Source organism: Shewanella xiamenensis (assembly GCF_024971755.1).
GTDB lineage: Bacteria > Pseudomonadota > Gammaproteobacteria > Enterobacterales > Shewanellaceae > Shewanella > Shewanella xiamenensis.
In genome coordinates this window covers 4488306-4502139 of record NZ_CP079718.1, presented here as the reverse complement: position 1 = coordinate 4502139, position 13834 = coordinate 4488306, and the positions used below count along the sequence as shown (strand labels likewise).

Genomic DNA, 13834 nt, shown 5'->3' with positions numbered 1-13834 from the left:
TCACTTTTGCCACCGATGGCTAAAATCAAGCGCTGCAATCAAGGGTAGTGGATGAAATCGAGTGAGCCGGATCTCCAATTAAAATCGCCGATCCAAAAGAACTATAACCGCGCCGTTTTTTATACCTATATCGGCGTGATTGTCCTGTCGTTGCTGACGGCGTGGATGTTTTTCGATCGCCAGAAAACCCAGCAAATGGAGCAGCGCGAAGAGCAGGTCGAGCGCCACGTATTGCAAATTGACTTGCTGTTGGAGTCGAGCATCCGCGCGGTCAAGAGTCTGCGGGATGTGGCCGTGGATCACCTACGTTTAGGTGAGCTAGTGCGTAAGGATCGTTTACCCCAATACGGCAAATTTAACGAGAGTGGTCAGTATTTTACCTTAGAGCCTAACTACGCCAAGGGCGGTAAACCCTTTACCAACATGGGACGGATCACAGGTGCAGGCTCCCTGGATGGTCGCAGTGATAAGTTCTACCAAGAGCTTGAAATGCTGTTCGAGTTGTCGCTGTCTTTCCCTGTCGCCAAAGAAGCGGCACCTAAAGCCTCGGCGATTTATTATTTATCGCGCCAGCGGATGATGTCCTACTTCCCTTGGACCAATGATGATCAACGTTTTAGAGACGAGTTGCTCAATAAAAAACAATTCCAATACGCGACGCCAGCGATGAACCCGCAACGCAGCGTGTTTTGGAGTGAGGCCTACGTCGACTCCACAGGTAAAGGCTTATTGACCACCTTAGGTGTGCCCGTTTATCTCGACGATGAGTTTATGGGCTCGATAAACCTCGATATGACCTTAGCCTCATTGGCGCGGCAAATTCGGGTGTACTTCAAAATGCCGGGGACTGTGATCCTGCTCGATCAGCAGAATAATATTTTATCCCACAGTGATTTTGATGGCTCTGATATCAATCGGGTGTATCACATCAGCCAGCGCATTCCTTCTGAGCTGCATTCGTTGCCTGAGTCTGAATTATTCGACGCCCACGAAGGCATTATTCGTAACGGTTACTATATCCACTCGGTTGCGCTGCATAATGCGCCTTGGCGCTTGTTGTATCTGCAAAATGAAGACGATCTGTTCCAAGATTCGGTCGAAAAACTGCAACTGACCTTTATCCTTGTGGTCATCGCTCTGTCGGTGCTGGTGACCATAGTGCACTGGCAAACGCGCCGCTCTTTTGTGAGCCCTGCATCGCGGCTGTTATCCCACTTAGAGGGCTGCTCCCAAGAACCGCGTAAACCGCCGGAAAAAATCACCCCTGGTTGGGAGCCTTGGTTCCTATTGGTCAGCCGCATTTTTGAGGAAAACAAGCAATATACTCACCATCTGGCCGAGCAAAATAAACGACTCGATAAACTGGTCGCGCGTCGTACTGAGCGGTTAAAAGATGCTACCGAGCGCCGCGAACGTGAATATGCGTTATTGCGATCCTTACTCGACTCCATCCCAGAAGCCATTGTCTTTAAAGATAAAGAGGGCAATTACCTCGGCTGTAACAAGGCCGCCGAGCGGATGTTGGGTTACACCGAAAGTGAGATGATCGGTCTGTCGTCGGAGGATTTAACCTCGCCAGAGATGGGCATTCGTATTCGTGCCGAGGATGAGCAGATCCTAAAAGATCGCACGCCGCTGCGTTATCAAGAGAAGGTCGAGTTAGCGGGCAAACCTGTGTTGCTCGACACCCTGAAACTGCCTTTCTATAACCGCCGTGGTGAGCTGCAAGGCTTAATTGCCGTGTGGCGCGATGTCACGCGTGAGTACGAGTCCGCCGAACAGTTACGTCTGTCGGAGGAGCGTTACCATTTAGCGATGGATGCGGTAGAGGATGGTCTATGGGACTGGTATCTGGATTCGGAACATATTATTTGCAACCCATCCTATTATTCGATGCTGGGGTATAAACCCAATGAATTCCCAGCGTTAGTGTCGGCTATCGACCAGCTAACACACCCCGACGATAGAATTCGGGTCGAAGAATATCGTAATCAGTATCTGCAAAATCCCGTCGATGCGTATGAGATCGAGTTTAGGATTTTAGGTAAAAATGGTAGTTATCACTGGGTGCTTTCCCGTGGACGGGTAGTGGAATTTACCACCGATGGTCAGCCTAAGCGTATGGTCGGTACCCATAAGGACATCACGCGTCATAAGAGTAACGAAGTGGCGCTGTTGGAGGCGAAGCAGGATGCGGAATTGGCCAACCTGTACAAGAGTGAATTTTTGGCGAATATGAGCCATGAAATCCGCACGCCAATGAACGCTATTATCGGTATGTTGCAGTTGGCGCAGCGTACCTCGCTGACGGCGCAGCAGAAGGATTACCTCGAAAAAGCCGGTTTCTCGGCGCAGTCGTTACTGCGAATTATTAACGATATTCTCGACTTCTCTAAGATTGAGGCCGGTAAGTTAGAGTTGGAGCGGGTGCCGTTTCCGCTGGATAAAGTGCTCGATCATGCCCTCGATCTCAACGCGCTTAAGGCGCAGGAACAAGGCGTTGAATTATTGCTGTATGCGCCAGTGACGGCAGGGCTCATTCTTAAGGGCGATCCACTGCGTCTAGGCCAAGTGCTGATCAATTTGTTGTCGAACGCGGTGAAGTTTACCCAATCCGGCGAGATTGAACTGGGATGTGAAGATGTCGGCGAGCGTGATCACCGGATTACCTTAAAATTCTGGGTGCGGGATACCGGTATTGGGATCAGTAAAGATCAGCAGGAAAAGTTATTCGATGCCTTTGCCCAAGCCGATGGCTCGACGACCCGTAAATACGGCGGCACAGGCTTAGGTTTATCGATCAGTAAGCATTTGGTCTCCATGATGGGTGGCAAGATGCAAGTGCAGAGTGAGTTAGGCGTCGGCAGTACCTTTAGCTTTACCATCAGTTTTGAAATTGCCGAAGAAGCTAAAGTCGAGCCCTTAGTCGTGCCTGAAAAACTCAATAATTTACGTACACTTGTGGTGGATGATAACCCAACGGCACTGCAAATTTACTCAGCGTTGATGCGCGATTTCCACTTTGAGGTGGATACTGCCGCGAGCGGCGCCGAGGCGCTGTACAAGTTGTCGCGTGATCCTATCGATTTATTGTTGCTCGATTGGATGATGCCAGAAATGGATGGCAGTGATGTGATTAGCGCCATCGATACCATGGTGGCCGAAGGTCGGATCGCGAAACGGCCAATCATTATTATGATGACGGCCTATGCGGCTGAACCTTTGCAACTTGAAGTCGATAGTGCCAATGTGTTTGCTGTGTTGCAAAAGCCCTTTAAGGCCTCGAGCTTGTTCGATGAGATTATTGCCGCCTTTGCCGACGAGCCAAGGCTCAATGTCGCACAGCCTATTGCTGAAGTGGCTGTCGAAGAAGGTGAGCACACAGGTTTAGTGCTCTTGGTTGAAGATAACTTTATCAACCAACAGGTCGCGACAGAGCTGTTAAAGAGTGCGGGTTACGAAGTCGTCGTCGCAGGAAATGGCCAAATTGCGTTGGATATTATCGACTCGCGGCCCTTTGATGCGGTATTAATGGATATTCAAATGCCAGTAATGGATGGTTTAACGGCGGCGCGGGCACTGCGTGAACGTTACAGCGCTGATGCCTTACCGATTATCGCCATGACAGCCCATGCGATGTCTGGAGATCGGGAAAAGAGTCTCGCCGCAGGGATGAATGCCCATATTACTAAGCCTATCGTGCTATCCGAATTATTTGAAACCTTAACCCATTGGATTAAGCACAAACATAATCACCATTAATTGTTCGCCCGGGGCCAGTGATGGCCCCGCGTGGTTAGTTTCATAGCGTGACCACGTAGACAGCCAGTTCAGGAGGAAAGATGAAACCCCATAGCCTAGCCCTCGCCATCCTGCTCTTAGGTTTGCCAGCCCTTAGCGTTGCCGCTACTCTGCCGAGCACTAAAATTGTTAAACAAAGCCAAGTAGCCAAGGGATTTCTCAATTTTTACTATGAACCGAGCGAAGGGGAGTTATACCTTGAGGTGAGTCGCCTCAATCAGCCCTTTCTCTTGGTGACTAGCTTACCTGAAGGGGTTGGCTCTAACGATATCGGCTTAGATCGTGGCCAGTTAGGTCAAACCCGCATGGTGCAGTTTGAACGTCAAGGTCCCTACATCCAGCTTAAGCAACTGAACACCCAGTATCGCGCCAATACCCAAGATGCCGCCGAAAAACGAGCAGTAGAGGAAGCCTTTGCCGATTCGGTATTGTGGCAGGGAAAATTGCTCGACGGTAAGCCAGATATGGTAGCGATTAGCGAGCTAGTGCTTAATGATCTGCATGGTGTCTCACATGTGCTGCAACAGACGGGACAGGGCAATTATCGTCTCGACTTAACCCGCTCGGCGATTTTGCCCGCAGGAGTTAAATCCTTTGAAAACAATAGCGATGTAGATGTGCAATTGACCTTTAAGGGCGATGTTGCTGGCGAGCAAGTCGCTAAGGTCACGCCCGATGGCACCTTTATGTCAGTACGGATGCGTTATTCTTTTGTTGAATTGCCAGGCGAAGGCTATCAAGTTCGCGCCTATCATCCGATGAGCGGCTATCTATCCGATGAGTACCGCGACTATGCGACGGATTTTTCTGAGCCTCTGGTGCAGCGGTTTATTTTGCGCCACCGCCTGCAAAAGGTGAACCCAGGCCCTGCGCCTAGTGAGGTGGTTAAACCTATCACCTATTACCTCGACCCAGGTGTGCCTGAGCCTATTCGCTCGGCACTGCTCGATGGCGCACGCTGGTGGGAAACGGCCTTCACCCAAGCGGGGTTTATCAACGGTTTTAAGGTTGAACTGTTGCCGCCCGATGCCGATCCGCAGGATATCCGTTATAACATGATCCAGTGGGTCCACCGTGCGACGCGAGGCTGGTCCTATGGCGCAGCGCTCACCGATCCGCGTACTGGCGAAATCATCAAAGGCCAAGTGACCTTAGGGAGCTTACGGGTACGCCAAGATTATTTGATTGCCAAAGGATTAACCGCAGGCTGGCAGGATAGAGCGGCGGCAGAGAAGGCCGCTAATGAGCTGGCTTTAGCGCGTATTCGGCAACTTGCTGCCCATGAGGTCGGCCATACCTTAGGGTTAGATCATAACTTTGCCGCCTCAACCAATCAGGATGCCTCTGTGATGGATTACCCCCATCCCAAGATCCAGCTGAAAGGCAATGATATTGATATTTCAGCACCTTATGGCGTTGGTGTCGGGCCGTGGGATAACTTTGCCATAGCCTACGGTTATAGCGATGAAGGCGATGTGACTGCCCAGTTGGCGCTGCAAAATCAGTTGTTGGCCGAGGTCGCGCGTAAGGGACTGCGTTACATCGGTGAAGCCGACTCTCGCCAAAAGGATGCCAGTCATGCCTATGCAAGTTTGTGGGACAGTGGTGATGATCCAATCGCTCAACTATTGGAGCTAAATCGCATTCGTGCCAAGGCGATTGAAGGTTTCAGTCGAGCGGCCTTATTGCCGGGCGAGCCGCTTGGTGAATTGGTCGATGCTTTTGTACCTATCTATCTACTCAATCGTTACCAAATCGAGGCTGTCGCAAAATTTATTGGCGGCACCGACTATCACTATTTGTCTATCGGTGAGGGCGGTCGCTGGAGCTATATTGCACCGCCATTACAATTGTCGGGTCTCGATGCGTTGTTAAGCACCTTAGATGCAGCAAGTCTAACGGTCCCACAAACATTGTTAGACATTTTAGTCCCTAAAGCGGGCAATTATCTGCCAACGCGGGAGTCGTTTGAATCGGGGCTTGGGGTGGCGAGCGATCCCCTTGGCATGGCAGAAGTGTCTGCTCGCCACACTGTAAGCTTACTGCTCATGCCAAAACGCTTAAATCGTGTGAGCCAAGCGGCGATGGCCGATAATGAGCAACTCTCGGTTGAGACCCTACTGAATAAGTTATTTGCCGCGACGTTATATCAGGAAGATAAGCTTGGCTTAGTTGAAGGTGTGTGGATGCGCGTTAATGCGGTGGTGATCGATGAACTCTTGTCGACCTACCATGATCCGCAAACTGCGCCAGAGGTTAAGGCTGCGCTCTTTGAACGTGCTCAATTTGTGATAAAGCAGCTCAAAGCCAAAGCTAACCGAGCCAATGCTAAAGTGGCTGCCCACTATAACGGTTTGGAGCAGGGCCTTAGTGCGGGGCTCTTGGATGCTAATAAAAAACTTATCCCTAAGCCCTTAACTTTACCGCCAGGCTCACCTATCTAGTCTTGCTTGGGCTATCAGCATAATAGGCGCTAACGAAGAGAATCGTTAAGCGCCTATTTCTTTTGGATTTTTAGGATAAAAATACTCGGGCTTACGTTCAATATGGGTAAAGCGACGGGTATTTTTATAGGGCAGTTTCATAAAGCCGGAAACGCCATGACCTTGAATTTTACCGACATAATGCAAAATGCGGTCGAGGCTGGCGCGAAACGCCGCCTGTTTACGCGGGTTGAGCAACTTTAAGTAACTGTGGATCTTTAAGTGGTTCGGTAGGGCTTCAAAAATAATGCAACCTGTATGGTGGATTTGGTTGATCCTCGCCAATTCCTCCATGATTTCGTTCGGTAGTTCAAGGTTTTCATCCGGATCTTTACCATCTTCAAAGTAAGAATGCAGCCGCGATTTATCCTCGAGGGTTGGCACATCACCCACTTCAAAGGGCAGTTGTAAATCGGCACTGGCGACAAAAGGTTCGTGAATGTTTTCACGCTCGATATGTAGCGTATCTCTGGCGTTAAAAAAGCAGGCCTTAAAGACGCCGATCCGTTTAATTCCCCGTGCGAGGGTCACCATATTATTAACGGCTATGATGAGCGCGCTTTTTTGTTTGGCATCGTAAATGGCAAGATTAGAATCAATAAACACGCCGGTTTCTTGCCAATGAATCGCTAGTCCGCCCACGATCGGATATTGGCCTAGACGACCCACGGCGGCGATAAAGCCTTTTTCGGTGTCGCCCATGCCAGCTAAGAAGTTCCGATAGTATTTTTCGAGTTGAATATCGTCCATCTTGGCGATGGGATCGTAAGCATTATGTTCTTTTAAGAATGATTTACGCGAACTGTAACTGACTGTTTCGACATCTTTTTCACGGGATTGGACCCAGACGGGGATGTCCCCCATCAGCTCAGCTTTTGGCAATTCAGGTAAGTGCAATCTATGGCTGTGGCGCATGCTTTTGAGAAAATAATCTCCCGCTAGATTGCGCTGCACGGCATCACTACTGAGCATGCCTTCCAAGGTGCGCGCTAATTCCATCGGTAAGCCAATGCTGGTGGGCGGGATCACCTGCGCACCGAACCGACTGGCTTGTCCAGAGGCCAAGGCATACAAGGTCGCCGCCACGCCTTGCTCGTCGAAACGCGGGCTGGAGAGTGCGCCGTTTAGCTGTTCTTCTCCAATAAAATACACATCTCCCATGCGAGCATTGGTGTGTTGCTGATCGCTCGACATCAGTGTCATCACATTGTCTTCGACGGCCTTGTTATATTCATCTCGTTGTGCAAATACGGCTGAGCCCCAGTCGATTAAGGATAAGTGTTGGCTTTCAATATCATAAACAAGATTAGAGGGTTTAATATCGCCATGTACTAAGGGTTTACCAGTGCGCAGATAGTAGAGAATATCGGCTAACTGGCGGGCGATACTCATTACCATTGCGGGAGGTAAGGCGCCTAAGCGGCGGCAAAGCTGCTCTAAATCTTCGCCCTTAGCCCGCTCCATCACTAAAATCCCTTGTTTGCCGATCCGCTCAAATTTGATCGCCCCCGGAATATTGGGGTGTTTAAGCAAGGACAGCATAAAGGCTTCTTCCTCTAAGCGGTCTTGAATATGCTGCGGCAGATTAATTCTTGAGAATTTAAATACATGGGCTTCGTCGGCCTGATTAATTCCCGCAAACACAAAGCCATAAGCCCCCTTACCGATAAATTCAATCTCTCGATAACCCAACTTACTTAACTGTTGTTTACATAAACGGATCCACGCCTTGTGCTTGCGGGCATCGTTAGCCTTGAGCAAATAAATCGATTGCTCTTCGGAAATGTAAAAATGTTGTAGTTGGGGTGTTTGCAATGCGAGGCTCCTTGTTTGGGTTATTTAAACAGCAAGCGGGTATGTTAAGCAAATAGGAGCGGAGATTTATTTTAAGAGGATAAAATGCGCACTGTTTGCGGCTCACCTATCCCATCATTTCGTCGCTGACTTTGATTTATATCAAGTTAAATCGTATAGAGTCTAGGTAATCTTAAGCACATTGGATTGGGATATATTTTTGTTAAATTTCCCGTGGACAAAGTGGATTTAAGGAGGGCATATGCCCGCCCCAGATAAGGCTTTATTGATCGAGTTATTAGAGTTTCCGCGTAAGCGAATTTTACAGTCAATGGAAGTGACTCATTGTCCGCATGCGGTATTTTTTAATGATAGCGATGAGCAGTGTCTAACATGCCACCAAGGTATGGAGTGTATCTGGATGAACCAGAATGATGAGCTGGTGGCCGTCGAACAAAAATCCATCTCCGAGCTTAAGCAGCAATTGCTTATTGCCGTCGACTTTATTGATTCTTCACTCAGCCCACACCATCTTTCCCGTCGCCAATGCCAATGTGATAACTGTGCTTGGTTACGCCGGGTGCAAGAAGCATTGTCTTAATCATTAACTATATCCATCGCTATGATTAACTTGCCGTATTTGAGATTTTGCATCCACTCGTAAATGCCATTAGAGTAAGGATAACTTTAGCCTTTTGAGATATACCTATGGAACCTGGTTTTTGGCACGAGAAGTGGCAGCAACAACAGATTGGTTTTCATCAACAAGACGTTAATCCTTTCCTCGTCACGTATTGGCATCAATTGGCGCTTCCCGCCGATGCCAAGGTTTTTGTTCCCCTGTGTGGTAAGTCTTTGGATATGTGTTTTTTAGCCGAGCAGGGGCATCAAGTGATTGGTTGTGAGTTGAATGAACTCGCTGTTCAACAGTTTTTTAGCGATAACCAATTGCCAATGCAGCAAAGTGCAGAGGGCGAACATCAGCATTACCAAACCGAACAGATAAGTTTGTATCAAGGCGATATCTTCACCTTACCTCAGTCTATTACCGCTAAGGTGAGTGGTTTTTATGATCGCGCAGCCTTGATTGCCTGGCCCGAGAGTATGCGGGCGCAATATGCCAAGCAATTAGCGCAGTTATTGCCTTCGGGCAGTGTTGGGCTATTGGTGACCTTAGACTACCCGCAGGACGCTTTAAGTGGGCCACCTTTTGCTGTGTCGCCAACTTGGGTAGAAACACATTTAAGTGACGATTTTGAAATCCAGCTCTTGGATTGTCAGGACGTGCTTGCGGACAACCCGAGGTTTGTTAAGAAAGAAGTCCCTTGGTTGAATGAAGCTGCGTATTTATTAAAACGCCGATAAACAGAGTGAATCCCATTGAGCGACAGCATTTGTGCTGTTGACTGAGTGGGATGTCCCATTAAGGGGATGTGCGGCAATATCTGTTTTTAAGCTTGATATTGTGCAATATCTCAAAACGATGTGGATGTTAGCGATTAGGAATAGCAGTTAACACAAAAATGATGTTTTGCTTAAAGGGGTTGAAGATTCTAAGTTAAGCGACTTCGTAGTAATTAGGCTCGATTTCGAGTTGGTTTTGGATGATTTGTACGGCCATTCTTGCGCATTTGCCGCATTGATCGGCAACGCCTAAACGCTTTTTAACGTCAGCAAGACTTGTATCGCCTTGGCTTACTGCGTTTTTGATCTGAGTATCTGTGATGGCGTGACAAAGACAAACGTACATTTTTGGAACTCCAACATAAGTTGGGCTAATTCTAAATGAAAACGCTTATCAAATGCAATATTGTTGGTGGTCTTGTTTTGTCAATTTTCTATTTTGTTACCTTTAGCACATTTTTTGAGCTAATCTCAAAGAGCGTGAACCAAGGCTGAGTGTTTAGATCAAAATGGATGATTGAATTGGTATCAGGGAAGGATAGCTCATGGATGACTGAATAATAAATTCATAATAGATCCAAGGGTTATCATGAGAAAAAATTTGCCTGTAACACAACGTGAATATGACTATCCAGCGGATTGGATTTTACTGTCGACCACTGACACTCAGAGTCATATAACCTACGCCAATCAATCCTTTTGCACTGTAGCGGGATATACCCTCAATGAGATGTTGGGGCAACCCCACAATATGGTGCGTCACCCCGATATGCCCCCTCAAGCGTTTGAAGACCTCTGGAAAACTATCCGTAAAGGTGAACCTTGGAAAGGCATTGTTAAAAACCGCTGTGCCAATGGTGACCATTATTGGGTTGATGCTTATGTATCTCCCATTGTTATTAATGGCCAGGTGGCCGAGTTTCAGTCGGTACGGACTAAACCCAGCCGCGAACAGATCAACAGAGCAGAGGCGGCCTACGCCGAGTTAAATAAAAGCGGCCATGTTAACGCATTGAAGCGAATCTTGGATATGCCAACTAAGTTGGCGCTTTTAGTGTTTGCGGCTTTGTTGCCCATGCTGTATTTGGCGCTGCAAGTGGGAGTGGTGGGATTTATGGCGCTAGCCATCAGTGCCTTAGTGCTGTTTATTGGCGGTAATTTGATTTTAGGTCGGTATCGGGCTTTGGTCGCTAAGGCGAAGAAAATCTACGATAACCCTTTAATGGCATATATCTACACTGGACAATCCGATGATGTTGGCGCGATAGAGCTTGCACTGCAAATGCAAAACTCAGAGTTAAAATCTGTGCTAGGTCGTGCCCGTGATTCCTGCGATAAGGTGACTCAAGAAGCCAAAGTATCAGCGGCAAAAGGCGAAGAAATTCAAAATACAAGCCAGTCACAGCTTTCTGAGATCGAGCAAGTAGCAACTGCAATGCAGCAAATGACAGCAACCCTTGGTGATATGTCTTCTAACTGTGCCGATGCGGCGAGCGCTTCGCAGATGGCATCAGAGCAAACAATCAACGGCGATAAAACTGTGCTGAGTACGATTCAATCTATTCAGGCCATGGCGCAACAGTTGCACGAAACCTCAAAAGTAATCAGCGAATTAGAAGGGCATAGTAAAGATATTGGTAGGGTGCTGGATGTCATTCAAAGCATTGCAGAGCAAACAAACCTATTGGCATTAAATGCCGCCATTGAAGCTGCGCGGGCAGGGGAGCAAGGACGTGGTTTTGCGGTTGTTGCCGATGAGGTGCGGGCGTTAGCGAAACGTACCCATGATGCAACAAAGGAAATCCACAGTATGATTAATCTGTTGCAGCAGGGGACAAATAAAGCTGTGCAAAGTATGCATGAAGGGGTTGAAGCTGCCTCCGAATGTATTACCACAGCGGATTTAGCGGGTGCGGCGCTGCGTACCATACGTGAGGCCATAGTGACCATTACCGATATGAATCACCATATTGCCAGTGCGGTGGAAGAGCAATCGAGTGTGGCGAATGAGATGAACCGAAGCGTGGTTAATGTGTCACAGTTTACCCATTCCAGCCACCAACTTGGCTGTGAAATGGTTGACCTCAATGATGAAGTGATTAGCGAAATGGATTCCCATACCGTGTTGGTTGGGCAGTTTTTAAAACGCAGTTTTAAAGTTTAGTATCGTCGCTATCCAAAAGTTTGAATCAAAAGGCAATCAATCTTTGATTGCCTTTTCTTTTCTGCCGTAGGGATTGAGCCTCGATTAATAGCCCTGAGTAAAATCGACCTGATTTTGCAAGGGCTCTGCTGCGATGTAGCGGCGATAGTTGTCGCTAAAAATACGAACGATTTGCTCAGGTTGACTCGGCGCTGAGATATGGGGCGTGATAATGACGTTTGGCCTCTCCCAAATCGGATGCGTTGCAGGGAGTGGCTCCTGCATGAACACATCGAGAATGGCTTGCTGCGCAGGTTGGGCAATCAGCTGGGCATTGAGGGCATCGAGATCGAGTACATCACCGCGGCCAACATTTACCAAAATAGCATCGGCTTTCAGCTTAGCGAGCATTGACTCATTCAGAAGCTGGCGCGTTTCTGGTGTACTTGGCAGTAAGTTAGTGACCACATCGCTGTGGCTTAAGCATTGTGCGAGCTGTGAAAGCGGCAACATTACATCAAAGCCCTCGATCTCACGGCCGCTGCGGTTTATCCCAGTAACATGCATGCCGAACTGTTTAGCGGTCTTGGCCACGTGCTGGGCGATGGAACCTGTGCCTAAGAGTAATAATCGCATCCCTTGCAAGCTGCTGCGCGTAGCATTTTGCACTTGCCAAATTTTTTGCCGCTGTTGCGCTTGGTAGAAATGGTGTCCTCGCACGTGGGCGAGCAGATAACCAAACAAATACTCACTCATCAAGGGGCCGAAAATCCCTTTGATGTTGGTAAGTTGATAATCCTTTCTTGCCCTTGGCCCCATCAGGGCATCAATGCCCGCAAAACTGGATTGCAACCATTTTAGCTCTTTAGCATGGGGCACTAGCGGCGCGGCAAGTTTGGGCTCGGCAAGCCAGATATCGGCCTCTGTAATATTGGTGGGATTATCATCAAGCAACTCAAGGTCGGGTAACTGCTGCGCCTCAATGAGCTGGCGATATTGTTCATTCGCCTTAGTGAGTAAGAGTAACTTGTGCCCCATGTCGTCTCCCTTTATGCTTGATTGTCTTTATTTTTCAATATGCTGCTGTCTTGTTTTAATTTTTGCAGAGCTATTTAGGTTGAGTCTTATGTTTGATCAGTTAGTCGCCATTATTGGCCATTTAGGAAATATGTTGCGTCCTTGGTCCTTCGATATCGCCACGGCCATGGTGGTGTGTTTGATTTTAGTGTTTTCAGCCGATATGAATCGCATCATCAGACGGCATTTAGTTGGTCACTCTTTTATCCTGCGAACCTTGGTTTTTATCATTGTGAATGCCTTTGGTTATGGCCTATTGATCGTTAAAGCCACGCCTTGGGTGGCAAGGCAAATCGTTGCCATGCCATCCCATTGGATGTTTTTGCTGATCGTCGCCATGTTTATTTTTATCGGCTATTGGGCACAGCGAAATAGCCAAGCTTAAGGCGTTAAGTCCGTGAAATGCGGTTATTCGAAATAACCGCGATAGTCTGTATTGGTCGGGTGTGCTAGCGCCTGCATCGCACGGTCGGGGTAATTGCTGAAGATGCCATCGACACCAAGCTGCTTAAGTGCATGAATATCATCGCGGTGATCGACGGTGTAAACATACACCTTAGCGCCTCTTTGGTGGGCGTCATCCACTAGAGCTTGGCTGATAAAACTCACATCTAAATGCAAAGAATATGCGTTTAGCTCGCTTACGACCGCTGCGCCATCGAGGGGAATACTGGCGAGCAAGGGCGCCACTAATGCCTGTGGCAGAGCCTGTTTAACTTGCTGTAAATAAGGATGATTAAAGGAGGAAATCAGTAATTGCTCGGTACTGAACCCTAGCTCGGTGATGGCTTTTGGATAAAGTTCGAGGAGTGGCGTTACTGTATTTACGCCTTTAAGTTCAATGTTTACCGTGGCGCGACCAGCGACTAGTTCGAGCACTTGCCAAAGCGTGGGGATGGGTTCGCCTTTAACTGTGACTTGCTCTAGGTAGCCCTTATTTACTAAATGGATAATGCCTTGGCCTGAGCTTTTATTGTCGAGCCTGCGGTCATGAAATACGACTAACTCACCTTCGACATTGTGCACATCCAACTCAATGGCTTTGGCACCTAATTCAATCGCTTTGGCCATGGCGGCTAAGGTGTTTTCCGCCACATAACCGCTGGCACCACGGTGAGCAAAAATAAGCATG

At 48.2% G+C, this 13834-nt stretch carries 10 protein-coding genes; 6 read left to right on the top strand and 4 right to left on the bottom strand.

What is annotated here, in order from left to right:
• The first annotated feature begins 51 nt into the window (after positions 1-51).
• A complete protein-coding gene (locus KXJ80_RS20830) occupies positions 52-3762 on the top strand; it encodes a response regulator (RefSeq protein WP_055646849.1) in 3711 nt (1236 codons plus the stop codon).
• Between the two features lie 80 nt (positions 3763-3842).
• Positions 3843-6245 (top strand): zinc-dependent metalloprotease, encoded by a 2403-nt coding sequence (locus tag KXJ80_RS20825; protein WP_218737499.1) that lies wholly within the window; start codon positions 3843-3845, stop codon positions 6243-6245.
• Positions 6246-6290: 45 nt separating this feature from the next.
• On the opposite strand, the gene KXJ80_RS20820 is transcribed toward KXJ80_RS20825, so the two are convergent.
• On the bottom strand, positions 6291-8099 hold the full coding sequence (locus KXJ80_RS20820; protein ID WP_218737498.1) for a protein kinase domain-containing protein: 1809 nt from the start codon (positions 8097-8099) through the stop codon (positions 6291-6293).
• Between the two features lie 241 nt (positions 8100-8340).
• Here KXJ80_RS20820 and KXJ80_RS20815 point away from each other — a divergent pair, with 241 nt between their 5' ends.
• Positions 8341-8679 (top strand): hypothetical protein, encoded by a 339-nt coding sequence (locus tag KXJ80_RS20815; RefSeq protein ID WP_037414054.1) that lies wholly within the window; start codon positions 8341-8343, stop codon positions 8677-8679.
• Between the two features lie 107 nt (positions 8680-8786).
• Positions 8787-9443: a thiopurine S-methyltransferase gene (locus KXJ80_RS20810; protein ID WP_047534679.1), complete on the top strand. Its 657-nt coding sequence runs from the start codon at positions 8787-8789 to the stop codon at positions 9441-9443.
• Between the two features lie 193 nt (positions 9444-9636).
• Here the strand turns inward: KXJ80_RS20810 and KXJ80_RS20805 are convergent, their stop codons facing one another.
• Positions 9637-9828, bottom strand: coding sequence for a bacterioferritin-associated ferredoxin (locus tag KXJ80_RS20805; protein WP_037414050.1), 192 nt, complete (start codon positions 9826-9828; stop codon positions 9637-9639).
• A gap of 243 nt (positions 9829-10071) precedes the next feature.
• Here KXJ80_RS20805 and KXJ80_RS20800 point away from each other — a divergent pair, with 243 nt between their 5' ends.
• Positions 10072-11646 carry a methyl-accepting chemotaxis protein gene (locus KXJ80_RS20800; protein ID WP_144376600.1) on the top strand — a complete coding sequence of 525 codons (1575 nt, stop codon included), beginning with the start codon at positions 10072-10074 and terminating at the stop codon, positions 11644-11646.
• Between the two features lie 84 nt (positions 11647-11730).
• On the opposite strand, the gene KXJ80_RS20795 is transcribed toward KXJ80_RS20800, so the two are convergent.
• Positions 11731-12663: a D-2-hydroxyacid dehydrogenase gene (locus KXJ80_RS20795; RefSeq protein WP_218737497.1), complete on the bottom strand. Its 933-nt coding sequence runs from the start codon at positions 12661-12663 to the stop codon at positions 11731-11733.
• An 88-nt stretch (positions 12664-12751) separates the two neighbouring features.
• Between KXJ80_RS20795 and KXJ80_RS20790 the strand changes: the two genes are divergently transcribed.
• The gene (locus KXJ80_RS20790) at positions 12752-13087 is read left to right on the top strand and encodes a DUF3392 domain-containing protein (protein WP_037414115.1); all 336 of its coding nucleotides are present in this window, start codon (positions 12752-12754) and stop codon (positions 13085-13087) included.
• A 23-nt stretch (positions 13088-13110) separates the two neighbouring features.
• On the opposite strand, the gene KXJ80_RS20785 is transcribed toward KXJ80_RS20790, so the two are convergent.
• Complete coding sequence (locus tag KXJ80_RS20785; RefSeq protein WP_069453625.1) at positions 13111-13833, bottom strand: glycerophosphodiester phosphodiesterase; 723 nt, start codon at positions 13831-13833, stop codon at positions 13111-13113.
• Position 13834: the final 1 nt, after the last annotated feature.